This window comes from Nocardia sp. NPDC046473, from assembly GCF_040645995.1.
Lineage (GTDB): Bacteria > Actinomycetota > Actinomycetes > Mycobacteriales > Mycobacteriaceae > Nocardia.
The window spans coordinates 1,082,818-1,107,476 of the sequence record NZ_JBEYZJ010000001.1 but is presented as its reverse complement, the minus strand read 5'-3'; the positions used below and the strand labels follow the sequence as shown (position 1 = coordinate 1,107,476).

The 24,659-nt window shown below is 66.8% G+C and carries 26 protein-coding genes; 12 read left to right on the top strand and 14 right to left on the bottom strand.

The features are described from left to right. The first annotated feature begins 110 nt into the window (after positions 1-110). The 4 genes from ABZ942_RS05320 to ABZ942_RS05305 all read left to right on the top strand — a co-directional run bounded on the left by ABZ942_RS05320 (position 111) and on the right by ABZ942_RS05305 (position 3,569). The gene (locus ABZ942_RS05320; protein ID WP_357379245.1) at positions 111-869 is read left to right on the top strand and encodes a metallophosphoesterase; all 759 of its coding nucleotides are present in this window, start codon (positions 111-113) and stop codon (positions 867-869) included. Between the two features lie 915 nt (positions 870-1,784). After that, complete coding sequence (locus tag ABZ942_RS05315; RefSeq protein WP_357379243.1) at positions 1,785-2,117, top strand: YnfA family protein; 333 nt, start codon at positions 1,785-1,787, stop codon at positions 2,115-2,117. A 215-nt stretch (positions 2,118-2,332) separates the two neighbouring features. Next, entirely contained in the window at positions 2,333-3,184 is an 852-nt protein-coding gene (locus tag ABZ942_RS05310; protein ID WP_357379241.1) for an isocitrate lyase/phosphoenolpyruvate mutase family protein, read from the top strand. A gap of 145 nt (positions 3,185-3,329) precedes the next feature. Next, on the top strand, positions 3,330-3,569 hold the full coding sequence (locus tag ABZ942_RS05305) for a hypothetical protein (RefSeq protein WP_357379239.1): 240 nt from the start codon (positions 3,330-3,332) through the stop codon (positions 3,567-3,569). 19 nt (positions 3,570-3,588) lie between these two features. On the opposite strand, the gene ABZ942_RS05300 is transcribed toward ABZ942_RS05305, so the two are convergent. The 3 genes from ABZ942_RS05300 to ABZ942_RS05290 all read right to left on the bottom strand — a co-directional run bounded on the left by ABZ942_RS05300 (position 3,589) and on the right by ABZ942_RS05290 (position 7,248). Further along, positions 3,589-4,212: an NUDIX hydrolase gene (locus ABZ942_RS05300; RefSeq protein WP_357379237.1), complete on the bottom strand. Its 624-nt coding sequence runs from the start codon at positions 4,210-4,212 to the stop codon at positions 3,589-3,591. A gap of 474 nt (positions 4,213-4,686) precedes the next feature. Then, a complete protein-coding gene (locus tag ABZ942_RS05295) occupies positions 4,687-5,943 on the bottom strand; it encodes an adenylosuccinate synthetase (RefSeq protein WP_357379235.1) in 1,257 nt (418 codons plus the stop codon). A 357-nt stretch (positions 5,944-6,300) separates the two neighbouring features. Further along, on the bottom strand, positions 6,301-7,248 hold the full coding sequence (locus ABZ942_RS05290; RefSeq protein WP_357379233.1) for a hypothetical protein: 948 nt from the start codon (positions 7,246-7,248) through the stop codon (positions 6,301-6,303). Positions 7,249-7,351: 103 nt separating this feature from the next. Between ABZ942_RS05290 and ABZ942_RS05285 the strand changes: the two genes are divergently transcribed. Then, positions 7,352-7,738 (top strand): RidA family protein, encoded by a 387-nt coding sequence (locus tag ABZ942_RS05285; protein ID WP_357379231.1) that lies wholly within the window; start codon positions 7,352-7,354, stop codon positions 7,736-7,738. A gap of 55 nt (positions 7,739-7,793) precedes the next feature. Next, positions 7,794-8,273, top strand: a complete 480-nt coding sequence (locus ABZ942_RS05280; RefSeq protein WP_357379229.1) for a YbaK/EbsC family protein — start codon at positions 7,794-7,796, stop codon at positions 8,271-8,273. A gap of 33 nt (positions 8,274-8,306) precedes the next feature. Here ABZ942_RS05280 and ABZ942_RS05275 read toward each other — a convergent pair whose 3' ends face one another. After that, the gene (locus ABZ942_RS05275; RefSeq protein ID WP_357379227.1) at positions 8,307-8,807 is read right to left on the bottom strand and encodes a helix-turn-helix domain-containing protein; all 501 of its coding nucleotides are present in this window, start codon (positions 8,805-8,807) and stop codon (positions 8,307-8,309) included. Positions 8,808-8,861: 54 nt separating this feature from the next. Here ABZ942_RS05275 and ABZ942_RS05270 point away from each other — a divergent pair, with 54 nt between their 5' ends. Together ABZ942_RS05270 and ABZ942_RS05265 are read left to right on the top strand one after the other, a co-directional pair. Then, positions 8,862-9,314, top strand: coding sequence for a nuclear transport factor 2 family protein (locus ABZ942_RS05270; RefSeq protein WP_357379225.1), 453 nt, complete (start codon positions 8,862-8,864; stop codon positions 9,312-9,314). A 9-nt stretch (positions 9,315-9,323) separates the two neighbouring features. Further along, entirely contained in the window at positions 9,324-9,677 is a 354-nt protein-coding gene (locus tag ABZ942_RS05265; protein ID WP_357379223.1) for an MmcQ/YjbR family DNA-binding protein, read from the top strand. Positions 9,678-9,680: 3 nt separating this feature from the next. Here the strand turns inward: ABZ942_RS05265 and ABZ942_RS05260 are convergent, their stop codons facing one another. The 4 genes from ABZ942_RS05260 to ABZ942_RS05245 form a co-directional block, all read right to left on the bottom strand. Further along, entirely contained in the window at positions 9,681-10,316 is a 636-nt protein-coding gene (locus ABZ942_RS05260; RefSeq protein ID WP_357379221.1) for a LysE family translocator, read from the bottom strand. A gap of 125 nt (positions 10,317-10,441) precedes the next feature. After that, positions 10,442-12,031, bottom strand: a complete 1,590-nt coding sequence (locus ABZ942_RS05255; RefSeq protein WP_357379219.1) for an ATP-binding cassette domain-containing protein — start codon at positions 12,029-12,031, stop codon at positions 10,442-10,444. A 189-nt stretch (positions 12,032-12,220) separates the two neighbouring features. Beyond that, on the bottom strand, positions 12,221-12,823 hold the full coding sequence (locus ABZ942_RS05250) for a DUF4291 domain-containing protein (RefSeq protein ID WP_357379217.1): 603 nt from the start codon (positions 12,821-12,823) through the stop codon (positions 12,221-12,223). Positions 12,824-12,909: 86 nt separating this feature from the next. Next, positions 12,910-13,896 carry an aldo/keto reductase gene (locus tag ABZ942_RS05245; protein WP_357379215.1) on the bottom strand — a complete coding sequence of 329 codons (987 nt, stop codon included), beginning with the start codon at positions 13,894-13,896 and terminating at the stop codon, positions 12,910-12,912. A gap of 124 nt (positions 13,897-14,020) precedes the next feature. Between ABZ942_RS05245 and ABZ942_RS05240 the strand changes: the two genes are divergently transcribed. From ABZ942_RS05240 to ABZ942_RS05225, 4 genes are all read left to right on the top strand, one after another. Continuing rightward, on the top strand, positions 14,021-14,845 hold the full coding sequence (locus ABZ942_RS05240; protein WP_357379213.1) for an alpha/beta hydrolase: 825 nt from the start codon (positions 14,021-14,023) through the stop codon (positions 14,843-14,845). Between the two features lie 36 nt (positions 14,846-14,881). Next, on the top strand, positions 14,882-15,523 hold the full coding sequence (locus tag ABZ942_RS05235; RefSeq protein WP_357379211.1) for a putative glycolipid-binding domain-containing protein: 642 nt from the start codon (positions 14,882-14,884) through the stop codon (positions 15,521-15,523). A 216-nt stretch (positions 15,524-15,739) separates the two neighbouring features. Further along, entirely contained in the window at positions 15,740-16,129 is a 390-nt protein-coding gene (locus tag ABZ942_RS05230; protein WP_357379209.1) for a nitroreductase/quinone reductase family protein, read from the top strand. A gap of 265 nt (positions 16,130-16,394) precedes the next feature. Further along, on the top strand, positions 16,395-16,889 hold the full coding sequence (locus ABZ942_RS05225) for a hypothetical protein (RefSeq protein ID WP_357379207.1): 495 nt from the start codon (positions 16,395-16,397) through the stop codon (positions 16,887-16,889). 316 nt (positions 16,890-17,205) lie between these two features. On the opposite strand, the gene ABZ942_RS05220 is transcribed toward ABZ942_RS05225, so the two are convergent. The 6 genes from ABZ942_RS05220 to yajC form a co-directional block, all read right to left on the bottom strand. Continuing rightward, positions 17,206-18,240 (bottom strand): Fic family protein, encoded by a 1,035-nt coding sequence (locus ABZ942_RS05220; protein WP_357379205.1) that lies wholly within the window; start codon positions 18,238-18,240, stop codon positions 17,206-17,208. Positions 18,241-18,742: 502 nt separating this feature from the next. Continuing rightward, complete coding sequence (locus ABZ942_RS05215; RefSeq protein ID WP_357379203.1) at positions 18,743-19,315, bottom strand: adenine phosphoribosyltransferase; 573 nt, start codon at positions 19,313-19,315, stop codon at positions 18,743-18,745. A 37-nt stretch (positions 19,316-19,352) separates the two neighbouring features. After that, positions 19,353-21,074: an ABC transporter substrate-binding protein gene (locus ABZ942_RS05210; protein WP_357379201.1), complete on the bottom strand. Its 1,722-nt coding sequence runs from the start codon at positions 21,072-21,074 to the stop codon at positions 19,353-19,355. A 16-nt stretch (positions 21,075-21,090) separates the two neighbouring features. Beyond that, on the bottom strand, positions 21,091-22,314 hold the full coding sequence (gene secF / locus ABZ942_RS05205; protein ID WP_357379199.1) for a protein translocase subunit SecF: 1,224 nt from the start codon (positions 22,312-22,314) through the stop codon (positions 21,091-21,093). Between the two features lie 5 nt (positions 22,315-22,319). After that, complete coding sequence (gene secD, locus ABZ942_RS05200) at positions 22,320-24,053, bottom strand: protein translocase subunit SecD (RefSeq protein ID WP_357379197.1); 1,734 nt, start codon at positions 24,051-24,053, stop codon at positions 22,320-22,322. A 176-nt stretch (positions 24,054-24,229) separates the two neighbouring features. Next, positions 24,230-24,625, bottom strand: a complete 396-nt coding sequence (gene yajC, locus ABZ942_RS05195; RefSeq protein ID WP_357379195.1) for a preprotein translocase subunit YajC — start codon at positions 24,623-24,625, stop codon at positions 24,230-24,232. Positions 24,626-24,659 lie beyond the last annotated feature (34 nt).

The following is a 24,659-nucleotide window of genomic DNA, read 5'->3' as shown; positions in this document are numbered from 1 at the left end:
ACTGAACTCTCGATAGCCACAAGCTATGCTCCCAGCTCACGGGCGGGTAGCGAGCGGGTGAACGTCAGATTGCGGTTGACACCGCGCCGACGATGTGGCTGGCTGACGCCATGCCTGCCGATTCCGCGCAGCGGGGTATCCGGATCGCTGCCGTCGCCGATACGCACCTGCGACCCGCCGTGGCCGGCCGATTCCGCCCCGACTTCCGGCGCCTGGCCGAGCACGCCGACGTGCTCCTGCTGGCGGGCGACCTCACCGAGAGCGGCACTCACGCCGAAGCCGACCTGCTCTGCGCCGAAATCGCCGACCTCCCAGTGCCGGTCGTCGCCGTGCTCGGCAACCACGACCACGACCACAAACTCGGCTTCCGAATCTCCGCCCAGCTCACCGACATCGGCGTGCACATGCTCGAAGGAACCGCGATCACGCTGGAGCTCAACGGGATTCGAGTCGGCATCGCGGGCGTGATGGGCGGCAGCGGCGGCTTTCCCGACTATCCGGGCACCCCAGACGAAGGCACCGAAGAACACAAGGCCCGCATGCGCCGCGGCCCCCTCGACGGTCTACTACTGCGCCAGGCCCTCGACACCCTGGACACCGACCTCCGCATCGCCCTGATGCACTTCTCCCCCGTCGTCGACACCCTCGTCGGCGAGCCACCCAAGATCTACCCCGGCCTCGGCTGCCACGCCCTCGCCGAAGCCATCGATGCCGGCCACGCAACCCTCGCCCTACACGGACACGCCCACAACGGCACCGAAATCGGTTGCACCGCAGGCGGAGTCCCAGTCCGCAACGTGTCGCACACAGTAATCGGCCGCGCCTACGCCAGCTACGACGTCACGCCAGCGGTCGCGCCGAAACCCTGACCACCACATCCGACGACGCACATTGGCACTGATCACCCCCGTCGGCACCACCGCGCACATTTATCGCTTGCCGCACACGATGCCGTCTGCCGCACACACTCACACGGACCTGAACTCATCACCCACATCAACACCGCCGCGCACGTTATTACTCGCAGCGCACGATTCCGCAGGCTGCGCACGAAATCACTGGCAATTCCGCACGCGGCCCGCAAACTCATGCGCGGCACCCCCGCCGAACGCCCGGCCAGCAATGGTCACGAGTTCGCTGCGACCCGCGACGCAGCGGTCGGCGCGCTCGTTCTTGCTCGCCGCGCACGAAATCGCCGGCAATTCCGTGCGCGCGAAGCCAGCACGTGAGCGACGCTGACACGGCGGGCGATCGCCGACCGCTCCCACTGCTGTTCGCTCTGACCGCAGCACACTGCGACGTCGGCGCGCTTATTTTTGTTCGCCGCGCACGAAATTGTCGGCGATCGGGTGCGCACGAAGCCAGTTCGCGCGCAGCAGGCTGACCACAGCGGGCAATCCCTGGAGCTGCGCGCTGGCGCTCCCTACTGCAGCTCGCCCTGACTGCAGTCGACGACACCCGACGTCGGCGCGCTCGTTCTTGCTCGCCGCGCACGAAATCGCCGGCAATTCCGTGCGCGCGAAGCCAGTTCGCGCGCAGCAGGCTGACCGCAGCGGGCAATCGCTGGAGCTGCGTGCTGGCGCTCCCAGCTGCAGCTCGCCCTGACTGCAGTCGACGACACCCGACATCGGCGCGCTTGTTCTTGCTCGCTGCGTACGAAGTTGTCGGCGATTATGTGCGCGCGAGACTGGTTCGCGCGCGGCGCGTTGATGCAGGCGGGAGATCGCTGCCTCGGCCGGGCTGTCGCGTCCGGTGGGGTGCACGGTGGTCGGTAAGTTCGCTTCATGACCGTCGTCCGTTCGCTGCTGCTGTTCGCGTTGGCTGCTGTCGCTGAGATCGGTGGGGCGTGGTTGGTGTGGCAAGGGTGGCGGGAGCAGCGCGGGGTTCTTTGGATTGCGGCGGGGGTTGTTGCGCTGGGGGCTTATGGGTTTGTCGCGACGTTTCAACCCGATCCGAACTTTGGTCGGATCCTCGCTGCGTACGGCGGTGTCTTCGTCGCGGGGTCGCTTGCTTGGGGCATGCTCGTCGACAAGTTTCACCCCGACCGCTGGGACTTCCTCGGTGCGGCCATCTGCCTCGTCGGCGTCGCCATCATCATGTACGCGCCGCGGCGTTGACTCGCGGAGCACATCCTGGCTCCAACCGTACGAGCGACGACGAATGCTGCTCGCGCACCGCATCTTTCGATCGACTTCGCCGGTGCCCGCCGGGTAGTCTCCGCGATAGCGTTCTGCCACATGACTTTCGGGGCACGCAATCGGGATGGCTGCGGAGGTTTCCGGCGTTACCTTCAGACGACCGGTCAGCAAGACAGATCTCGCGAGGAGCCATCGTGGCACAGGACATCCAGCCCATCACCGACACCCAGCACAATGCGGCGGCCGCCTTCCGGGCGCTGCACGAGCAAGGACTATTCGTGCTGCCGAACGCCTGGGACGCGGCCAGCGCCGCGGTGATCGCGGGAACGGGCGCACCGGCCATCGCGACGACCAGTGCCGCCGTCGCTTGGTCGCTCGGCACCGGCGACGGTCAGCAACTCACCAGGGATGACGCGATCGGCGTCATCCGCAGGATCGCCGCCGTCGTCGACGTCCCGGTGACCGCCGATATCGAGGGCGGCTACGGACCCACTCCCGAGGATGTCGCGACCACTGTCGTCGCCGCCATCGCGGCCGGTGCCGTCGGCGTGAACCTGGAGGATTCGACGGCCCCCGGCGGCCCGCTGTTCGACACCGCCGCCCAGTCCGACCGACTGCGCGCGGCCCGCGACGCCGCCAAGCAGGCCGGCCTGCCGGAACTCGTGATCAACGCTCGAACCGACGTCTACCTGTTCGGCATCGGCGCCCCGGAAACCCGCTTCGACGAGGTCCTCACCAGGGCCGCCGCCTACGCCGCAGCCGGCGCTGACAGCTTCTTCGTCCCCGGCCTGCTCGACCTGCCCACACTGACCGACCTGGTCGCCAAGTCCCCGCTGCCGATCAACGTAATGGCCGGCGCCGGAGCACCTTCCATCGCCGACCTCGCAGCAACAGGCGTACGCCGAGTCAGCGTCGGCTCGGCAATAGCCCAGGCCGCCTACAAACTGGCCGAAACCGCAACCGCCGAACTCCTCGAGCACGGCACCTACACAGCACTGGAGAACGCTGTCGATTTCGGCGCCATCCAATCCCTGCTGAGCCGCTGACGCCCGGCCAGCTAGACCGACGCACGCCTCTATGATTTCCGGCACCGAAACTCGCATGCGATGCCCGGTGCCGGAAATCAAGAAGGGTACGGCGGGATGTCGAAGGTGGACCAGAGTCGATCGGCTCGTGTGCACCATGGAGGACGTGCAGCACAAGATCGCCCACGGCGGAAACACCTTGGTCCCTGCGATACTCGCCTTGGCGGCCGCGGGCTTCCGGATGACCGAACAGGGCGCGTTGCTGGTAGCCACCGGTACCTATGTCGCGGATGATCCGGTGGCGCTGGTCGGCCTAGTAAAGCTGGTCGAATTGCGGGGCTGGTCGTGGCAGGCCAACGACGAAGAGGTCGACACCAGATTGGCGCGGTTCAGGTGGACCGGATGATCCGATCGGGAGACACGGCCTAGTCGTCGCCGAAGGCCCACACTGCGGCGGGGCGGCCGGTGGCTTTCACGCGGCGACGTTCGGTGGTGCGGGCCAGGCCGGGGAGGGCGGCGAGGGTTCGGTTGAGGTTGCCGGGGTCGGGGCGGGTGCCGGATAGGGCGGTGGTGGCTGCTACAGCTCTGGTGGCGGGGAATTCGTTGCCGAGGAGGGCCTGGGTGAAGGGCAGGTCCTTCCATAGGAGGCCGGTCAGCAGGCTGCGGGATGCGTCGATTATGCGGTTGTGGTCGAACGCGAGCTCGGGGACCTCGTCGAAGTCGATCCATTGTGCGGGGCCCTCGTGTGGGCCGACCACTGCCCACATCGCGATCGACAGGGTCGGGCCGCGTGGGTCGCGGTTCGGTTCGTCGAAGGTCACCAGCTGTCCGACCGCACCGATTGCGGCTTCGGGGACTCCGAGTTTCGTGTGCACCGCCCGTCGCGCGGCTCCGACCAGTCGCTCGCCGCGACCGAGCAACACACCGGGTAGCGCCAACTGCCCGGTGAACGGCGCCATCGCGCGCGGCGCGATCCCCACGCTCACCCCGGCGTCGTCGGCCCAGAACCGCAACGCCACCACATCCACTGAAACAACGGACTGCTCCACGCCTGCCAATCCTGCCGCACCGCACCACCGCTCCGGCCTACCGGCACCCGGCCTGCCGCACTGAATCCCGAGCGGCACCGCATCGCCCCATCGTTGGCCGGGCGTCGAACGGGAGATCACGGAGCCGGGCGTCGAACCGGAGATCATGGAGCCGCGCACCGACACTCGACGCCGCCACGTCCTGTTCGCGAGCGGTACTGCGCGGTGCTCGGCGGCAGTTTCGGTATCACCAGGGACCCGCGCCCTCTCGGGATCGCAGCGGCAACAAGGTCCGAGAGGCAGCGCGGATCCCGCGAGAGCGGATTCTCCATCGTCCGGCGAGTGGCCACCTGCCGCGGCGATAGCGGCTCTTGTCGGTATCACCAGAGATCTGCACCTTCTCTCGGGACTTGCACTCGCTATAGGGCCCTAGAGGCAGTGCAAATCCCGAGAGAAGGTGCAGATCCTGCCTGCTGGCGTGGGCGCATACCGGGATCACGCCGCGGCGACGGTTGCTGTGGTCGGTGTGCGGTGGGTTCGGGTGGGGCCGTTCGAGGTCAGGACTACGGGGACGTCGAGTGTTTGTGCCAGCCAGGGCAGCACGTCGTCCGGTATTTCGGTGAGTACCGGGTGGGCGGTGGCCAGGAAGTCGGTGAGGTGTTGTTGGTGGGTGAGGTCTTGCCAGGTGCCTGGTGGGAGGTGAGCGATCGGGCCGTCGGCGGTGGCGTATTCCGTTGCCGCGTAACGGGTTCCCTGGGTGTCCAGGTGGGTCAGGGCGAGCCCGTCTACGCCGCCGGATACCGCGATGGCGTAACGCAGCAGGATCGGGTCGAGGTGGCCTAGGCGGAATTCGCCTTGGTAGCGGCCGGTGGTGTTGTGTGGCTCGGGGAAGTCGAGCGCGCGGTCCTCGGTGGGCAGTGGGCCTGCGCCGTGGCGAGTCATGTAGGTGCGGCTGACGCCGAGAACGTAACCGGCGGAGCCGATTTCGGACAGCATGGCGCGAGCATTGCGTGGTTCTACGGTGGACCAGGTGGTGTGTGGATGGAACCCACGCCATTCGTCCAAGAGCACGCCTTGGGCACCTTCGAACACCAGTCGACCGCGTCGAGCGAAGTGGGCGAGTTGTTCGCCGCCGACGATGCGGACGGCGGCGGCGAACTCCTGATACATATCGACCAGGGTGTCGATCGGCTCGTAACGATGTTCACTCGGGGCGATCAGCGCACCGTAGTGCGCGGCGAGCGCCTGGAGTTTGTCGCGAAGAACCCTGGGGCGCAAGCAATCCGAGACGGTCGGCGCATCGTGGTCCAGTGCGTAGGCCGCGGTTTCGCCGATCCCCCGTCCACACGAACCGTGCCGCGAGGAACCCCTCGCGTCCTCGCGGGCACGGTTGGCGGCGATGTGGATCGGCGTGGTGAGCAGCGCCCGGCCGTCGATGTACAACAGCGCCAACGGATCCGGTACACCAAGGGTTGCCAACTGCCGTGCCTCCCCGGCCAGCGCGATCGGCTCGACCAGCACGTGTTGCGACAGCAACGTCGGCACACCGGAGAAGGTCCCGGACCCGAACTGCGCGAACGTGTGATGCCGCCCCTCGGCGATCACATTGTGCGCAGCCTGCGCTCCCCCGTTGAACCGCACCACGGCCGAAACATCGAGCCCCGCCTCCGCAGAGCACAACCAATCGACCGTCGCCCCTTTCCCGGCATCGCCGAAACCGAGGTCGACCACCACAACGTGCGACCGAAACATGTTGCACTCCTTCCTATCTCGTCAGATGTCACCAATCCCGAGCTGGTAGTCGCCGCACGGCAACAGATCACTCGCACCACGGCGATCCGGCAAGTGCCGCCGCGACCCGGTCGCACACCGCCCATCTCACCCACCACCACCTATCGCATCCCGAACCGGTGGCCCCGCACGACAACCGACCGGCCCGCACCACCACGACCCGGCAAGTGCTGCCGCGACCCGGTCGCACACTTCCCATCTCGCCCACCACCACCTATCGCGAGCCGAACCGGTGGCCCCCGCACGACAACCGACCGCCCGCAGCGACGCGATCCGATAGGTGCTACTCCGGTTGACCTCAGGAACCGACTGGCCACGTCAGCGACGTCCGCTGGGCAGCGCCCGCATTCGAGGCCCCTTGGCCGCCAACGCCTTACCGACGGCCGCAGCCTCGGCCACCGACCCTACGTCGCGCAGATCCGCGAGCCCGGCGTCCACGTCGACTCGCCCTTCCGCCAATCCGATTGTCAGCGCGATGAGTTCGCACACCGCCGCCGGATCGTCGAGCTTCAGAAAGCTCTGGCCGAGCAATCCCCGCCAGTGCTCGGCGATCTCCGGATCGTCGTAGTAGTTCGACTGATTCGGCAGGATGTAGTAGATGTGCCAGCGCTCGGCGAGCTCGCGGTAGATGGATTCCACCGAAACATCGCGCCGCACACTGTCACCGATGACGCTGCGGATGTGCCGCGAGGCCAGTTTCGGCTTGTTCAGCTCGTCGCCGATCAGGAACAGGTAGCCTTTCTTGCCGCGCTTCTCCCAGGCGTCGGTGACGATGTGGGTGGCCATGAAATATCCGGCCAGTTCATAACTTTCGGACTTCTGCCCGCCACCGCCGCCCTCCAGCAGGATCGCGCGCAACTGCTCGTCCATCCGGTTGTCGGACTCGAACTGCCCGACCTGCAACGGAACTCGGTCGGTGTCGGCATCGCCGATGGCGCCGAACAGGATCTGCGGGTCGTCCGCGTATCCCTTGCGCTGCAGCAGTCCGTGCAGCTTGCCGAGCTTGCTCTGCATGATCCGCGGCACCCGCCCCATCGACCCGGTGACGTCGAACAACACCGCGATGGGCAGCGAATTTCCGTGGTCGGCCGAATCCCGGCATTCCCGCACGGTGACGCCGAGCGGGTCCAGGGTCGGGTGCGCCTGCCAGTCCAGGTATGGCACAGAACGCATTTCGGCGGTGTATCCGAAGTCGTCGAGGCCCCGGCTGGCGCGGAAGGTCTTGGCCGCCCGGTAGGCGGTGTCATCCCAATTTCCGTATCCCATGTGATCACTTCCTCTCGTGAAGCTAGTTTTAGTGTAAGCGACTAAAACTACGGGCGTCAAGGAATCCCCTCGGTAAACCCGGTTCCCTGGCAAGATCGGGAGGGTGGATCTCCTACAGCACAATCCGACCGAAGGTATCTACGCCGCCGCCGACGACTACGTGCACGCCATGGAGGTCCGAGGTGCCCAACGACTGCTATTCGTCTCTGGCACAATGGGTCTCGATCCGGACGGCAAGCCGGCCGAGACGCTCACCGAGCAACTCGAACTGATCTGGTCGAACCTGCGCGCCATCCTCGCCTCGGCCGACATGACCGTCGACAACATCGTCCGCCTCACCAGCTACCTGCGTGACGCCTCCGACGCCGAGGCCAACGCCGCCGCCCGGGTCGCGGCGCTGGGCGGACGGGCCGTCCCGACGACGGCGATCGTGGTGCAGACCCTCGACAACGACTGGCTGGTCGAAGTCGAGATCGTCGCCGCGGGGTGAGCTCGCCCAGAAAATCGCAGGCTCCTGACGGTAGTGGCGGTTTAGGATCGCCGCCATGGACGACATCGCCAGGAAGCCGACCGTGCTCGCCGTCGAGGCCGCCCTGCGCGCGGCCGGCGTGACGCCGCGGGTGCGGGTACTGCCGGCGACCGCCCCGACCGCGGCCGCCGCGGCCGAACAGCTCGGCTGCTCCGTCGCCGCGATCGCCAACAGCCTCATCTTCGATGCCGCGGGCGCGCCGCTGCTGGTACTCACCAGCGGCGCGCACCGGGTGGATACCGGCAAGGTCGCCGCGCACCTCGGCATCGCCGAGTTGTCGCGTGCCAGCGCTGAATTCGTCCGGGCACACACCGGCCAGGCGATCGGCGGGGTGGCTCCGCTGGGGCATCCCACGCCGATCAGGACATTGATCGATAAAACGCTGGCCGATCAGCCGGAGATCTGGGCCGCAGCCGGACACCCGCACACGGTCTTCTCGACCACCTTCCAGGAGCTGGTCGCGGCCACCCATGCCGAGGCCGTCTCGGTCAACTGACCGATCGGATGAGCGGAGAATCCCGCTCAACCCTCAGGTCGGCGCCACCATATGGTCGCCGACGAGCATCGTGCCTGGACCGCGGTGCCCGCCAGGACCTTGATGGAACCTCACGTTGTCCGCAGTCATCTCCGATCCACACTCCCGGCAAACCACCACTCCCGCAGTGACTTTCCCGCAGTCGTCGTGCACGACCAACGCAGGCGGCCCCTCGGGCCCGGCGAGCCAGGTGTCCCCCCAGGCCACCAGCATGGTCAGCACCGGATACAGATCGCGCCCCTTAGCGGTGAGCAGATACTCGTGCCGCACCGGATTCGACTGGTACACCCGGGTTTCCACGATGCCGTGCGCCTGTAGCGCGTCGAGCCGCGTGGCGAGCACATTGGACGCGATGCCGAGATCGCGTCGAAGGTCCTCGAACCGCGTCAACCCGACGAACAGGTCGCGCAGGATCAGCGGCGTCCACCGCTCCCCGATCGCGTCCAGCGTGCGCGCGATCGAGCAAACGATGTCGGACAGGGCGGCCTTGGGCATCCACCCAACCTAGTCCATTGCTTTTTGCAAGTGACTACGGCTAGGTTCGGTGCCATGCACACGGCAACCGATGAAGGGGCGACCGCGACCGACGCGGTCGCCAGGTTCTGCGCGGCGACCAAGGCCGCCGATTTCGACGCGATGATGGAAACGCTGACTCCCGACGCCGCGCTGACCTCACCGCTGTCGGGACGGATGGTGTTCCGCGGCAAAGACGACCTGCGGTTGCTACTGACCACCGTCTACGGCGGACTCTCCGACCTGCGATGGACCGAACAGATCGGTAACGGAACCCGGCGAGTGCTGCTGGCGGAGGCTGCGATCGGACCATTCGGGATGACCGAAGCCCTCGTGCTCGAACTCGCCGACGACGGCCGCATCCGCAAGCTGAACCCGCACCTGCGACCGTGGCTGACCCTCACCGCGCTCGCGGTATGGCTTGCTCCCGGCCTGATCAGGCACCCCGGCGTACTGCGAAGGGCCATGCGCCGCACGCCCGCACCGTAGACTGCGTGCATGGACCCGTTGCCGCGGATCCGCGCGATCTGCCTGGACCTACCGGAGTGCAGCGAACGGCTCAGCCACGGCTGCCCCACCTTCTTCGTGCGCTCGAAAACCTCGTTCGTCAAATACATCAACGGCGGTTACGACGAGCCGGGCCCGACCATCTGGTGCCCCGCCCCCGAGGGCGTGCAGGCCGAACTGGTCGACGCCGAACCCGAACGATTCTTCAGACCGCCATACGTCGGCCACAGCGGCTGGCTCGGCGTCCGACTGGACGTCGACCCCGACTGGACCGAGTTCGCCGAGATCATCCACGACGCCTTCCGCAAGGTAGCCCCGAAAAAGCTGGTGGCCGAACTCGACTGACGATCAGTTGCTCCCGCTGAACGCCACGCTCGCGCCGACGCCCATGATCATCAGCCCGCCGGTGCCGCCGATCGCCTCCAGCCGACGCGGTGAGCGCGCGAACCAGCTCCGCGCGGTGCCCGCGGCCATGGCCCATGCGGTGTCCGAAAATAGTTGGATGGTGATGGCGATCGCGCCGAGAGTCAGGAACTGCACAGGCAACGCACCGGCTTCCGGCGCGGCGAACTGCGGCAGCACGGCGGCGAAGAACACGATGGTCTTGGGATTGGTCGCGCCGACGACGAAACCCTGCCGGAGCATGCGCCCCGTCGACGGCTCGACGTCGGCCGATCGAAGTGCGAGCGTCAGCTTCTTGCGGTCCCGAATCGCCATGGCCCCCAGGTAGATCAGGTAACCAGCGCCGATGACCTTGACGATCGTCATCAGGATTGCGGAGGCGGCGAGAATCGCGCCGAGGCCGACCGCCACACCGATCACCGGAACGGCGGTACCCGCCATCGAGCCGAGCACCGACACCACTGCGGCACGACGGCCGTGCGCCAGCGCGCGACCGATCGCGAACAGGACATTCGGGCCGGGAATCACGATGATGACAAGCGCCGCAACGGCAAACGCTGCGGCGTGCGACAAGGGCACCATCTGCGCAGCGTAACGAACCTCACCGCGCGTCCGCTAGGAATAAGTTGCTATCGCACACCCCTTGATCAGGCGCACCGCAATCGCATGTGCGAGAGACCAAGGGGCGTGCGAATTTCCGCAGCCCACTAAAGATCCACAACCTCACTCAGCCCGTCGGACGTGAGCTCGACCCGCCTCGTCAGGCCGATGTCGTCGAGGAAGCGCGGATCATGACTGACCACGATCAGCGCACCCTCGAAACTGGCCAGCGCCTGGGTGAGGTGCTCGAGGCTGGGCAGGTCGAGGTTGTTGGTCGGCTCGTCGAGCAGCAACAACTTCGGGGCCGGGTCGGCGAGCAGCAGCATGGCCAGTGCCGCCCTGAGCCGTTCGCCGCCGGACAGCGCCGCAACCGCGATATCGGCGTCGGTGCCGCGAAACAGGAAGCGAGCCAACTGGGCTCGGATCTGTTCCGGCGACGCGTGTGGCGCCGTCGACGCGACGTTCTCGAACACCGACCGTTGCTCGTCGAAGATGTCGAGGCGTTGCGGCAGCATCCGCCACGGCACCTTCGGGCGCGCGGCCGAGATCCGGCGCAGCAGCGTGGTTTTGCCAACGCCGTTGCGTCCGGTCAACGCGATCCGCTCCGGCCCGCTGACTCGCAGCGAAACCGTTGGCCCACAGGCCAACTCCACCTCGTCCAGGTCGATCACGTCCTGGCCGGGATAGAGCCGCGTATCGGGCAGATCCACGCGGATCTCCCGATCGTCACGCAACAACTCCTCGGCCTGCTGGAGCTGGTCCTTGGCCGTCTCCAGCTTGCCGATGTGCTGGTTGCGCAGCTTGCCCGCCGACACCTGTGCCTGCCGTTTACGTTGGGCCATAATGATTTTCGGCTCTCGCTTGGTGTCCCACATCTTCTGCCCGTAGCGCATCCGGCGATCCAGCTTGATCCGCGTCTCGACGAGTTCGCGCGCCTGCTTCTTCACATCGCTGCGCGCGTCGCGGATCGCCGCCTGTGCCGCTTCCTGCTCGGCCTCGATGATCCGCTCGTACTCGCTGAAATTGCCGCCGAACATGCGCAGTTCGCCGTGTCGCAGCTCCGCGATGGTGCTCATTCGCTCCAGCAGCTCACGGTCGTGACTGACCGTCAGTACGGTGCCGGAGAATTGCGCGACCACCTCGTAAAGCCGTTCGCGGGCAAGCTGATCCAGGTTGTTCGTCGGCTCGTCCAGCAGCAGGATCTCCGGTTCGGCCAGCAGTTCGGCGACCAGTCCGAGCAGCGTCGTCTCGCCGCCGGAGAGGGTCTCCAGTCGGCGATCCAGCTGTTCGGCCGAGTCGGCGACGTAGTGCAGGCCGAGCCGCCCGAGCAGGGCGATCGCTCGTTCCTCGACGTCCCAGCGATTGCCGACGATGTCGAAGTCGGACTCCGCGGCGCTACCGGATTCGATGCGGTGCAAGGCTTTCCGGGTTTCCGCGATGCCGAGCACCGCGTCGACTCGTTGCCCTGCGGCGAGACCGAGGTCCTGCCGCAGGTAGCCGAGATGACCGGTGACCGTGATCGAACCACGGGCGGGAGTGAGCTCGCCGACAATGAGCCGCAGCAGCGTGGATTTGCCCGCGCCGTTGCGGCCGACCAGGCCGATGTGCCCGGGGCCGAGGCCGCCGTCGAGCCCTTCGAACACAGGTGTGCCGTCCGGCCAGGCGAAAGTGAGATCGGAAAATGACAGAATTGCCATGGTGACTCCAGAGGTTTCCTACGGGTACGCGGCGCGCGACTGCGGACCGCCCGAGTGGCTACCTCATGAGTTCAACTGCATGACTCCGATCAACGGGAACAAGACTCATCTAGATTAACCACACTTTCGCGGCGAATGCCAGTGATATTTGAATCACACCCGCTCACAGCCGCTTTTAGAGTCCCGGATCTACCCGGCCCCGATCACACCGGCGATCTCCGGGGTGAGCGGATAGGGCCGCTCGACCGGCAGCGCACGCGCGGCCGCCTCGAGTTTCCCGTCGGCCACCAGCTGCCCGATCCGCTGCGCCTGAGCGGTGATATCACGAATACCTGTGATCCACTGATCGACGTAAAGCCCCACCGCCGGACCGCCGAGTCCGACCTGCAGCGACCGATGCGCCAGCGGCCGGTGATGCAGGTCCCGCTCCGGATCCCATTGAATGCGAACAGGACTCACGCGTAGCCGCGCCATCCACACCTGCCGATCCGAATACATCTCCGGCACATAGTGACTCAGGCACGACTGCCGCAGCGCCCACTCGAATCCGGCGCGGGTGATCGACACCGCCAGCACCCGCTCCTGCCCCGGCTTGGTCGCCCATCCACAGCGATACATCATCCATAGGAAAGACGGCTTGATCCACGTCATCCGGTCCCGCTCGAACGGATCGACGAAAGTCCCTGCGGCGACGGCAGCCTCGGCGATGTCCGCCGGATAGGCTTGATAGACAACCACGGTCGCCGTGTCGTAGTCAGCTCTGACCTGCCGCATCGGCGGCGCAACACTCACGCGCCAGATCCTTGCAGTCCGACCGCCGAACGCCAACGCAATCGGCCCTATCGGGACGACGCTCCGGAATCATTCCGAAACACAGCTCAGCCATTAGTGAAGGTGAGACTGGTCGCGTCGTAGCGGGTGCCCGCGATCTGCTCGGCCGGGGCGGCGGCCTCGATGGCGGCGAGATCCGCGGCGGACAGCTCGATGGCCAGGGCCGCGAGGTTCTCCTCCAGGTACCGCTGACGCCGGGTGCCGGGGATCGGCACCACGTCCTCGCCGCGGTGCTGCACCCAGGCCAGGGCGAGCTGACCGGCGGTGACGCCCTTCGCCTCGGCCAGTTCGTTCAGCTTCGCGACGATCGCCAGGTTCCGTTCCAGGTTGCCGTCGGCGAAACGCGGCTGGGTACGCCGCACGTCGTTCTCGGCCATGCCCTCGACCGAGTTGTATCGGCCGGTCAGGAAACCGCGCCCGAGCGGGGAGAACGGGACGAGACCGATGCCGAGCTCGCGGGCGACCGGGGCGATCTCCGCCTCCAGATCGCGGGTCCACACTGACCACTCGCTCTGCAATGCGGCGATCGGATGCACCGCGTGCGCCCGCCGCAGGGTTTGGGTACCGGCCTCGGATAGTCCGAGCTGCCGGACCTTTCCCGCCTGCACCAATTCGGCCATGGCGCCGACGGTCTCCTCGATCGGCACCTGCGGGTCGACGCGGTGCTGGTAGTAGAGGTCGATGTGGTCGACACCGAGCCTGCGCAGCGACGCGTCGCACGCCTGCCGCACGTATTCCGCGTCGCCGCGAATCCGCGTCGGTTCGCCCAGGCGGTTGGCGAAGCCGAACTTCGTGGCAAGAACCACCTCGTCGCGACGGCCTGCGATGGCGCGGCCGATCAGTTCCTCGTTGTGTCCGACGCCGTAGAAGTCGGAGGTGTCCAGCAGGGTGACGCCGAGGTCGAGGGCGTGGCGCAGCGTCGCGATCGACTGTTCGTCATCGGTGGCGCCGTAGCCGTGGCTCATCCCCATGCAGCCCAGGCCCTGTGCGGAGACGGTGAGTTCGCCGAGCTGCCGGGTGTGAACGTTGATCATGCGGTACCTCCTGGTGTTCTGAACTGGTCCGCGAGCAACGCTATGAGTTGGAGCGCACTCCATGTCAAACGCCGGCTCGCGAAATAGCGAGGGACTTGTCGGTGCGTAGCGCTAACGTGGCCGCATGGTCGCGTCGCGGGATGTGCAACTGCAAGACGGGCGGGTCGTTCGCGCTTACGACAGTGAGCGGGGCGGACACGCGGGAGTTCTTGTGTGGCACCATGGTTCGCCGCAAACCGGAGCGCCGCTCGAGCCGTTACTTGCAGCGGCGGTCGAGCGCGGGATTCGACTACTGTCCTACGGTCGACCCGGTTACGGGGGTTCCACCCGGCTGTCCGGGCGCACTGTCGCGTCGGCGGCGCGCGACGTCGAGCAGATCGCCGATGCGTTCGGCATCGAGCGATTCGCGGTGATGGGCGCGTCGGGCGGCGGACCGCATGCGCTCGTCTGCGCGGCCGAGCTACCGGATCGGGTCACCGGGGTGGTCTCCCTGGCCGGACTCGCGCCCTTCACCGACGAGTTCGATTGGTTCGCGGGCATGGTGTCGCCGGGCGGGCTGCGGTCCGCCTTGGCCGGACGCGCAGCCCGAACGCGTTACGCGGAGACGGCCGAATTCGACACGGCCAGTTTCACTTCCGCCGATTGGGACGCCCTCTCCGGGCAGTGGGCCAGTCTCGGCACGGATGCGCAGCAAGCCGGGAACGCGGGTAGCGACGGACTCGTCGACGATGACGTTGCCTTCGTGACGCCGTGGGGCGTCGACCTGACTGCGATCACCGCCCCGGTCCTGCTCGTCCAGGGCGAGCAGGACCGCGTTGTCCCACCCGCGCACGCTGCCTGGCTGCGGCAACGACTTCCCGAGGCGCAGCTGTGGAGCCGACCGGACGACGGCCACGTCTCCGTCCTGCACGCGTGTGCGGCCGCCATGGACTGGCTACCCGGCTTGTGACACCGAATCGGCGCGCGGGCAATACGATCCAGTCGCATGATCACTGAGTCGGAAGTGCCGAAGGGACGCCAGCTCCTCTGGCAGGTCGAGGAGACCGCGGGCTTCGAATCGTCCTGGATCGACCTCGACGGCCTGCGCCTGCACGCCGAAGGCAGGTCCGTCGGCCAACTCCCCGAACCCTATTGGGTGACCTACACCCTGGACACCAACGAGCATGCCGTGACCGCCCGCCTGCAGGTCACCTCGGTTACCGCAACGGAACACCGCACCCTGGACCTGCGCCGCGACGGCGACACCTGGTCCGTCGACGGTGTCCCCCGCCCCGACCTCGCCGCCGCCCGCGACTGCGACCTCGCCTGCTCACCCCTGACCAACACCATGCCGATCATCCGCACCGGCCTGCACCAGCACCCCGGCACCGCCGATTTCCTGATGGCCTTCGTCGAGGTCCCCAGCCTGCGAGTGATCCCGTCCAAACAGACCTACACCCACCTCGCCACCGCCGAGAACGGAGCCCAAGTCCGCTATGCCGCAGGATCTTTCACCAGCGACCTGCACATCGACGCCGACGGATTCGTCGTCGTATATCCCACCCTCGGTCACCGCGTACCAGTCACAACCACCGTGACGGCTGGTGAACGCCAGCGCGGTCCAGGTTCCGCGCGCCCCGGCGCCTAACCATCGACAGTCCGTCTGAAACGCCCGACCTCCAAAGGAAATGGACTTCTGCCTCACGACAGTGGTACTTCGACTCTGGCTGCCCACAGCATCTGAGCACAGGATGATCTCGGAATCTGTACCGCGAGGCGAGGTTTCGATGATTATCTACGCTGGCTCTACCGCACCGGACGGCCCAATCTCTTTGCGCGGCTGCAGAATCGGGCCTCAGCCTGGTTGTTCGCCGCCGGCATCGCGCCGAACAGAGTCACCGCCCTCGGCATTCGCGGACGACGCAGCGGGAAAATGATCTGGTTCCCGATGGCGCTGGCCGACCTCGACGGCCAGCAGTACGTGGTGTCGATGCTCGGCAAAAACACGAACTGGGTGCGCAATCTGGCCGCTGCCGACGGGCAGGCGGTACTGCGCCACGGCCGCCGTGAAGACGTCCATCTAACCGAGGTCGAGCCGGACAGCCGACCGCCGATCCTGCGGCGCTATCTGCAAGTAGCGCCCGGCGCGCGCCCGCACATCCCGGTCGGGCCCGACGCAACCCCGGCCGACTACCAGCGCATCGCCCCGGACTACCCGGTATTCCGGATCGAACACCCTGCGGCGCAACGCTGATCGACTCGACAGCCGATCGCGATTCAGTCGAGTCGCGCGCAGCCTGTCACGTGCCCCCGCACCGAGCCCCGCAACGGCCGGGCTACACCGCAGTCGATCCACGACCTACCATGCGCAGGCCGTCGATCGCCCCACGGTGGACACCGAATTCCGCACAGAGACAAAGAAATACATCCTACCGGTCCCCGACACGATGACCTTCTACCCTGCCAACTTCACGACCTACGGTGGAACGTTTACCCAAGGGACAGAAAGGAATTCGATCATGGTGACCACCACCCGCATAGATTCCGCCCGCCGCCTACCCATGCTCCGCCCATCGACGTTTCGCCGCGCCCTACCCGGCATCGGGACCACCGCCGTGGCAGTCCTGTCCGCCGCCGTCCTGACCTTGTCGACCGCGCCCGACGCTGCCGCCAGGGTTACCGGCCTGAATGTCGGCCCCGGCTCGCCCGCAATGAGCGTTGGCGCAAGCCAGTACGGCACCAACTGCACATACACGCTCACCGCCGCAGTAGACGACTACCACCCGGTCGTCTTCAACGACAGCACCGGCGCGGGCACCTTCTTCCCGAGCGACACCATCAACCCCAGCTTCGACATCCACACCCTCAAGGGCGAAGCCATCGTCAGCTGGACCCCCACCCAACCCGGCTGGCACCACATCTACGCCAACCAGCCCCCCTACGCAGGCCCCGCAGTCAGCCTCCTGGTCGGCAACGGCATCAACACCGGATCCGCCTGCCTCGTACTGCCCTGATGATGTCGTTGGTGCAACCGATTTCGGGCTTACACCAACAGCATTACAACAGCCCCATCCCCAGGCACCGAGAAATCCAGCACCTCGCGCCTCTTCCCCACGACCGCGGGGAACACATCATCTGCCACTCATGCTGTTCACGGGTGGCTGGATGATCCCCGCGTGCGCGGGGAGCACACTTCTTGACCAGCACATTTGTCAGGATGGACCCCGATTCTCATTCACTTTGCTCCGGCATCACCCCCAGTATCCGCCCCCATTGCAGCTGTTCGATCGTGCGCAGCAAGGAAAGCATCGGCGAGAGCCTAGGCGAATTTCAACGCGGGTTCGCCGGCACCCCTCGGTTCGGCGGACTGGCCCGCGTGTCGAATCGGGTGCTGGCGAGCCGACGTTCGGCCAAGCCGATGAGGTCCAGTACTTCGCGGGCGAGGTATCCGGTGGTTCCCCGGTCAACTGTCTTGCGGGTCAGAATCGCTGAATCGGCCAGCTCCTCCAACGCATCTCGGGCTGAGGGAAAGGAGACGCTCAATAGGCGCTGCACCGTGCGGGCTGTCATCACCGGAACCTCCGGGAGCATGCCCACGATTCGAGCGCTGGCCGAACCAGCGCGCGGTTCAGCGCGTAGGCCGTTGCCCGCACGCCAATTGCCGAGGCGGTCGGCCCAATCGTGGCGCAATGTATCGACCTGTGCCGCAATGTGTTCGGCCTGATCGGCAGCAGTAGCGGCTGCTTCGACGAACGTTGACAGCCATATCGCGGTCCCCTCCCGCGCGGAAACCGACAGCGCTTCTCCAGCGTACCGATAGGCGGTCAGTCCATCGATATAACGGTCGCTGAGGGTAGCGAGAACCAGACTGACGGGCAGTAGTGCGCGTGGAGCGATACCCCGTCGCGCGAGGACGGTGTGGATCAGAGCGCGACCGACACGACCGTTTCCGTCGGTGAAGGGATGGATGGTTTCGAACTGCGCGTGCACCAGCGCAGCCTGCAGCAGTGGTCCGTGGGTAGAGCCGTTCAGATAGGCGACGAGGTCGTCCATGAGCTCCGGCACTCGGTCTGGTGGAGGCGGGACGAATTCCGCGTCGAGCGGATTCCAGTGGGACCCGCCGATCCAGTTCTGCACCGAGCGCAGGCCGTGGTGCTGCTCTTTCGGCAATAGACCCTTGTGCAGCCCGACAATGTCGTCGACAGTGACCGCATCGGCATCAACGAGCTCCGTCGACGCGTGGCGCAGCACGGTGATGTTGTTAGCCACCAGCCGTGCCTGTTCGCCGAATCCACGGATGTCTTCCTCCTGGCCGAGTTCAGCCAATGCCACCTGCTGCGGCGAAGGTGCGATCCCTTCGATCATGGAACTGGCGATTGCCTCAGAACGCAGCAGGAACCGCGAGATCCCCTCGAGATCGCGGGCTCCAGGGCTACAGCTGAGCCGCCGAACAGTCCGTTCGACCGAAGCAGCCCGATGGGCAAGATCCGTCGGAACATGAACCGGGCGCTCGGCGAGCAGGTCAGGTAGGAAGGGTCGATACCGCCCGCCCTGGCGGTCACGCCTCGAAAGCCCCTCGCCGAAGTGAGGGGCCCAGTGTTCGGTGAGGAACTCGGCCATCGGCAGTTATCCTTTGATAGAAGCCAAGTCTATTAAAGGATAAGGTATCAGACTTTAATAGATGGTTTCGTTGTTAAAGGATCGAGAAGACCGTCCACACACGTGCGACGAGCCGATTGACGACGTTCACCGCCGACTGTGCCGTTCAGGTCGTCCCCGCGTGCGCGGGGAGCACACTTCTTGACCAGGGCATCTGCTGTACCCCAACCCAATTCTCATTCAGTTTGCCCGTACCAACCGCGAAATGTCAGATCTTGACGATCGAGGTCAGGGGGTAGGGGCCTTGGCGGTCGCGGCCGTTCAGGAAGGTCAGTTCCAGGACAACTGCTGCCGCGATTACGTGGGCGCCCGCTTGGGCGAAGAGGTCGGCTGCGGCGGCTAAGGTGCCGCCGGTGGCGAGGACGTCGTCGAGGAGCAGGATGCGTCTGCCGGCGAGATCCACACCGTCGGCGGGGATTTCGAGGGCGGCGGTGCCGTATTCGAGGTGGTATTCGCGGGTGAGGACGGGCGGCGGGAGTTTGCCTGCCTTGCGGACGGCGAGGACGCCGGTGCCGAGGCTGGCGGCGACGGCCGCGCCGATCAGGAAGCCGCGGGCGTCGACGCCGGCGACGAGGTCGGCATCAGGTGCGCAGGAGGCGAGGCAGTCGATGACGGTGCGGAAGCCTTCGCCATCGGCGAAGACGGGCGTGAGGTCGGCGAAACGGACTCCGGGAGTGGGGAAGTCGTCGCGCCAGCGGGTCAAACGCTCGACCGCTTCGGCAGCTCGGCCGGTCCGATCGGCAGCTAGTTCATCGGACTCGATCGCCGCATGCTTACTCATCGACACACCTCCATCATCACAACACCCACAGCACCTGTCACCTTTTCAGCACCCAGCGGTCCATGTTCCATCCGGATCCCGCTTGGTTGGGTGCGGCTATCCCGTTCTGCAGACCGCCGCCGAACGCGATGGTGCGCGGGGTGGCGAACAGGGGGATACTCGGCAACTCCGCCCACAGCAGGTTCTCGGCTTCGGTGAGCAGATTCAGCTGTGTGGTCGAGTTGTCGTCGGCCGCAAGCTGATCGGTGATCGCATCGTAACGGCCGTTACCGAATCGACCGAAATTGAGCCCGCTACCGGTGCGCAACGCACTGGTCGCCGCGACCCCGGACAGCGATCCGGCCGGGCCGGGCGCGGACGCGGTGCTGCCCAGGATGGCGTCGACTTTGCCCTCGCTGAGCTGGGACGGCGTGAAATCGGGCGCTCCGGCGTCGACGATGGTGATGCCGGCCGGTTTACAGGCCTCCGTGATCATCGCCACGGTTTGCGCGCGCCGGTCATCGGGCCGCAGGTAGCCGATGCGAATGGTCGGATTGTTCGCCCGCGACGCGGCTACGGCCTGGGTCGCGCCTTGCACGTCGCCGCCGTTGAACTTGCCCGCCGCACCGATCACCGACGGGTAGAACAGCGAATCCTGCTGCACGATATGCGCGTTCAGCGGCCCCGAACCGAGCCCATCCTTGGGCGCGTCCGGCATCTTGCCGAGCTTGTCGAACAGCGCCTGGCGCGGCGTGCACAGCGCCAACGCCCGGCGCATATCGACCGAGCCGAACACTCCCCCGGTCGCCAGCACCAGCTGCTCGACGCCGCGGCCCGGCACGTTCTGCACCCGGAACCCGTCCAGGTTCAGGTCTTTCACCGATCCGCTGCCGATATCGATGACGCCCATGGCGCTGTCACCGACCTTGGACTTCACATCGATGCTCTTGGGCCACACCAGGATCCGACCGGTCGCGGGCTTGTTACCCCACCACCGCTCGTTCGCGACCAGCACCAAACCGTCTTTGTCGCTGAAGGATTCGATCCGATACGGCCCGGACGACGGAAACCGGGTCAGGTCGAGGCTGCCGGAGCCGAAGTTCCAGCCGGTGTTCCAGAATTCGGCGATCCGCCCGAGCCCGCTCGGATCACCGGTTTGCAAGGCGGACACCACATTCGGCACGTTCGCCACCCGCGCCGCGACATGCGCGGGCATCAGCTCGCCCGCGGTGAACAGGTTGCGCCACGCCGAATAGTGCCGGTCCGGCCGGAACACCACGGTGGCGTCGCGCGAACCGGGCTGGCAGTCGACCCGCTCGATGTCGGCGTAGCCCGCGGTGCTCGCCGCGTCGAACAGCGGAACCTGGCCTCGGTCACCGGGTTTGGTGAATCGCCCGCTGCGCGCGGCCCAGGCCAGCACCAGATCGTCACAGGAGGTCGGCACCCCGTCGGAGTACACACCGTCGGGGTTGAGCCGGTACTGGATGGTCTGGACGTCGCCGGGCACCTCCTTGGCGGTGCCGAAGTCGGTGTCGGCGACCTGCTGGCCGTCCGGTCCGGTGTAGAAGAACCCGGTGACCACCCGGCCGAACACCGCGGTCGATCCGGTGCTCGCGCCGAGTGTGCTGCCGCCGTTGTAGCTGGCGATGGCGGCGTCGACGGCATAGCCGATGGACGGCACCTGGTTCTTGCTCGAACACCCGGCCGCCACCCCGGCGGCCAGCGTGCCCGCGGCCAGCACCGCGATCAGGCGTACTGCTCGGCTACCTGGCTTTCGCATGAAACCCCTGCCTGTGTCAGTGCCGCCGCTTCTGCCGTTTCCCGCTCGGGCGCGCGCCCGGTCGGGGCGCCTGCCCCGGTTCCCTTGGCCTGCGCGGCTCGTCGTCGTAGCCGCGGCCGGTCGCCGCGGTCGCCCGCCGCTCCGCCTCGAAACCCGCACGCGCACTGGCGACGCCGGCCCGCTTGGCCTTGATCTTGTCGGTGTGCCGAGCTACCGGGCCCCACCGCTCCTTGATCGACACCAGCAGCGGCGTCGCGAAGAAGATCGAGGAGTAGGTGCCGACCAGCAGGCCGACCAGCTGGACCAGCGCCAGGTCCTTGAGCGTGCCGACGCCGAGCATCCAGACCGCGATCACCATCAGGCCGACGATCGGCAGGATGCCGATGAGGGCGGTGTTGATGGAGCGCATCAGCGTCTGGTTCACCGCGAGGTTGGCCTGCTCGCCGTAGGTGCGGCGGTTCAAATGCAGGATGCCCCTGGTGTTTTCCTCGACCTTGTCGAACACCACCACCGAGTCGTACAGCGAGAAGCCGAGGATGGTCAGGATGCCGATCACGGTCGCCGGGCTCACCTCGAAGCCGACGAGCGAGTACACGCCCGCCGTGACGGTGACGTCGAAGACCAGCGCGGCCAGCGCGGCGATCGCCATGTGCGGTTCGAAGCGGATCGCAATGTAGGCGGCGACCAGCACCAGGAACACCGCCAGCGCGATGAGCGCCTTGCGGGTGATCTGGCTGCCCCAGGTCTCGCTGACGTCCGACGCGCTGATCGCGGCGCGGCTGGGCGTGCCGTCCTTGCCCTTGGGCTGGAACTTGGTGAACAGCGCGTTGTTCAGCGCGTCCACCTGATCCTTGTTGAGCGCCTCGGAGCGGATCAGGATGGTGGCGTTGCCGCCGCTGCCGACGGTCTGCACCGAGACGGGATCGGAGCCGATCGCCGAGCGGTACACCTCCTCGACCTGACTGGTGCTCGCCCCCTGGGCCGGGAACTGGACCCGCGAGCCGCCTTCGAAGTCGATCCCGAAGTTGAAGCCGCGGAAGATGATGCTGCCCAACGAGATCAGGATGATGGCGGCGGTGATCAGGTACCAGTTGCGCCGCTTGCCGATGACGTCGATGGCGCCGGTGCCGGTGTAGAGCCGGTTGAAGAAGCCGTGCTTGGGCTGCTCGGTCACCGCGGCGAAAACGTCCGTGGTCTCGGCCGGGTTCGGGGTGCGCGACGTGCTGGTGTGGTTCGTCATCTCGTTCACGCCTTCCCGAGTGCGGCCTCGGCCGCCTTCCGCTCGCGCGCGACCTGCTGGATCGCACCGAGCCCGTTCACCGACGGTTTGGCCCAGTAGTTCGTGCGCGAGGCCAGCAACACCAGCGGCGAGGTCACCAGGAACACCACGACGACGTCGAGGATGGTGGTGAGGCCGAGGGTGAACGCGAAGCCCTTCACCTGGCCGACCGCGAGAATGTAGAGCACCGCGGCGGCGATGAAGCTGACCGCGTTGCCCGACAGAATCGTGCGGCGGGCGCGCTGCCAGCCGCGTGGCGCGGCCGACCGGAAGCTGCGGCCCTCGCGCATCTCGTCCTTGATGCGTTCGAAGAACACCACGAACGAGTCCGCGGTCATACCGATACCGATGATCAGACCGGCGATGCCGGCGAGGTCGAGGGTGAACCCGATCCATCTGCCGAGCAGCACCATGATGCCGTACACCGCGAAACCCGAAGCCACCAGCGACAATCCGGTGACGAACCCGAGCATCCGGTAGTAGGCGAGGCAGTAGAGCAACACCACGGCCAAGCCGATCGCACCGGCGAGCAGACCCGCCTTCAGCGAGGACAGGCCAAGCGTCGCCGACACCGTCTCGGCCTCGGAGGTCTGGAACGACAGCGGCAGCGAACCGTACTTCAGCGTGTTCGCCAGTTCCTTGGCCGTGGCCGCGGTGAAGTTACCCGAGATCTGGGTGCGGCCACCCTGCTGCGGTCCCTGCTGCACGGTCGGCGCGCTGACCACCTTGGTGTCGAGCACGAAGGCGACCCGCTTGTAGACGTATTCGCCGGTGAGCTGGGCCCACGCGTCGCTACCCGCGGACTTGAACTCGAGGTACACCTCGTGCCGCGCCTGCTGGGTGTTCAGGCCCGAGCTCGCGGTCTTGATCTCCTGGCCGTCGATCCGGCTCTTGTCGAGCAGCAGGATCTCCTGGCCGTCGGTGGAGCAGGCGACCAGCGGCAGGTTCGGATCGTCGTTGCCCTGCAACGGGTCCGGCTTGCTGCAGTCCAGCGTGGCCATCGCGGCCTGCTGGATGGTCGGGTCGGCGCTCTGCCGGACCGCCTTGGCGTCCTGGATGTCCTTGGTCGCCTGTTCCTGTGGCGACAGGTTCGGATCGGCGGGCGGCTGCGTCGGTCCCTGCGCCGGGAACACCCGCTGCTGCGGGGCCGGTTCGACGGGTGCGCCGCCCGAGGCGGGCGCGCCGACGGAAGGTGCGTCGGTCGGTGCGGCCGGCGGGGCCTCCCCACCCGCGGCGGGCGGCACCAGCTCACCGGGTGCGCCCGGTGCGCCGGGTGGCGCCGCACCCGGTGCCGGTTGCTGCGCCTGACCGCGCTGAGCGGCAGGTACTGCATTCAGCACGGGACGGATGTACAGCTTGGCGGTGGTCGCCAGCGCACGCGCCTGCTGCCCGTCGTCGCCGGGCACCGTGATCACCAGGTTGTCGCCGTCGATGACGACCTCGGACCCGGCCACACCGAGACCGTTGACCCGGTTCTCGATGATGTCCTGCGCCTTCTTCAGGCTGTCCTGGTTCGGCCTACCGCCATCCGGCGTTCGGGCGGTCAGCGTGACCCGGGTACCACCCTGGAGGTCGATGCCGAGCCGTGGTGTCGAGGATTTGTCACCGGTGAAGAACACCAGCGCATAGATCACGGCCAGCAGCGCGGCGTAGACGCCGAGCAGCCGGAGCGGATGCGCCGATCCCTGGGAAGGTGGCACAGTACGTCATCTCCTAGGCGGGAAGTCGAGAATGGAACAGGCAGGCACACACCAGCGACGCCGGGTGCGGACAGTAGTGGCGTAGGCGACGGGGCCCGCGGATCGGACACCGCCGCGGCTGCGGCCCGCAGGCCATGGTCGCGGCAGCATCCGGCGCGCGGGCACGCCGAAGGACCTCAGTCCTTGGTGAGCCGGGTCTCGGTCTGCGCGGCGGATTCCTCGACGGCGTCGGCCACGTGCGCACCGTTGGTGTCGGCAGCGGCCGGCTCGACGGCGATCGTGTCTGCGTCGGCGTCGGCGTCGTCGGCAACCGGCTCGGTATCGACACGCACCTCGCGGATGGCCGCGCGCAGCCACGTCGTGACGACCTCCTCGGCGATCTCGAGATCAACCGTGGTGTCGTCGAGATCGACGACGGTGCCGTACAGCCCCGACGTGGTGATGACCTGGTCGCCCGCCTTGAGGGTGTCCTGCATCTCCGTGACCTTGGCGGCTTCCCGCTTCTGGCGGCGGACGCCGAGGAACATCGGCACGAGCAGGGCTACCAGCAGCAGCGGAAACAGAAGTTCCATCGTCGAAGTCAGTCCCTAGTCTTGTGGGTGGGAT

Coding starts and splice junctions, on each gene's coding strand:
- ABZ942_RS05245 (WP_357379215.1), bottom strand. CDS start 13,896: ATGATCAACGTTCACACCCGGCAGCTCGGCGAACTCACCGTCTCCGCA.
- ABZ942_RS05265 (WP_357379223.1), top strand. CDS start 9,324: ATGGACCCGTTGCCGCGGATCCGCGCGATCTGCCTGGACCTACCGGAG.
- ABZ942_RS05315 (WP_357379243.1), top strand. CDS start 1,785: ATGACCGTCGTCCGTTCGCTGCTGCTGTTCGCGTTGGCTGCTGTCGCT.
- ABZ942_RS05280 (WP_357379229.1), top strand. CDS start 7,794: ATGGACGACATCGCCAGGAAGCCGACCGTGCTCGCCGTCGAGGCCGCC.
- ABZ942_RS05235 (WP_357379211.1), top strand. CDS start 14,882: ATGATCACTGAGTCGGAAGTGCCGAAGGGACGCCAGCTCCTCTGGCAG.
- ABZ942_RS05240 (WP_357379213.1), top strand. CDS start 14,021: ATGGTCGCGTCGCGGGATGTGCAACTGCAAGACGGGCGGGTCGTTCGC.
- yajC (WP_357379195.1), bottom strand. CDS start 24,625: ATGGAACTTCTGTTTCCGCTGCTGCTGGTAGCCCTGCTCGTGCCGATG.
- ABZ942_RS05260 (WP_357379221.1), bottom strand. CDS start 10,316: ATGGTGCCCTTGTCGCACGCCGCAGCGTTTGCCGTTGCGGCGCTTGTC.
- ABZ942_RS05290 (WP_357379233.1), bottom strand. CDS start 7,248: ATGGGATACGGAAATTGGGATGACACCGCCTACCGGGCGGCCAAGACC.
- ABZ942_RS05270 (WP_357379225.1), top strand. CDS start 8,862: ATGCACACGGCAACCGATGAAGGGGCGACCGCGACCGACGCGGTCGCC.
- ABZ942_RS05210 (WP_357379201.1), bottom strand. CDS start 21,074: ATGCGAAAGCCAGGTAGCCGAGCAGTACGCCTGATCGCGGTGCTGGCC.
- ABZ942_RS05275 (WP_357379227.1), bottom strand. CDS start 8,807: ATGCCCAAGGCCGCCCTGTCCGACATCGTTTGCTCGATCGCGCGCACG.
- ABZ942_RS05220 (WP_357379205.1), bottom strand. CDS start 18,240: ATGATCGAAGGGATCGCACCTTCGCCGCAGCAGGTGGCATTGGCTGAA.
- secF (WP_357379199.1), bottom strand. CDS start 22,314: ATGACGAACCACACCAGCACGTCGCGCACCCCGAACCCGGCCGAGACC.
- ABZ942_RS05255 (WP_357379219.1), bottom strand. CDS start 12,031: ATGGCAATTCTGTCATTTTCCGATCTCACTTTCGCCTGGCCGGACGGC.
- ABZ942_RS05320 (WP_357379245.1), top strand. CDS start 111: ATGCCTGCCGATTCCGCGCAGCGGGGTATCCGGATCGCTGCCGTCGCC.
- ABZ942_RS05225 (WP_357379207.1), top strand. CDS start 16,395: ATGGTGACCACCACCCGCATAGATTCCGCCCGCCGCCTACCCATGCTC.
- ABZ942_RS05295 (WP_357379235.1), bottom strand. CDS start 5,943: ATGTTTCGGTCGCACGTTGTGGTGGTCGACCTCGGTTTCGGCGATGCC.
- ABZ942_RS05215 (WP_357379203.1), bottom strand. CDS start 19,315: ATGAGTAAGCATGCGGCGATCGAGTCCGATGAACTAGCTGCCGATCGG.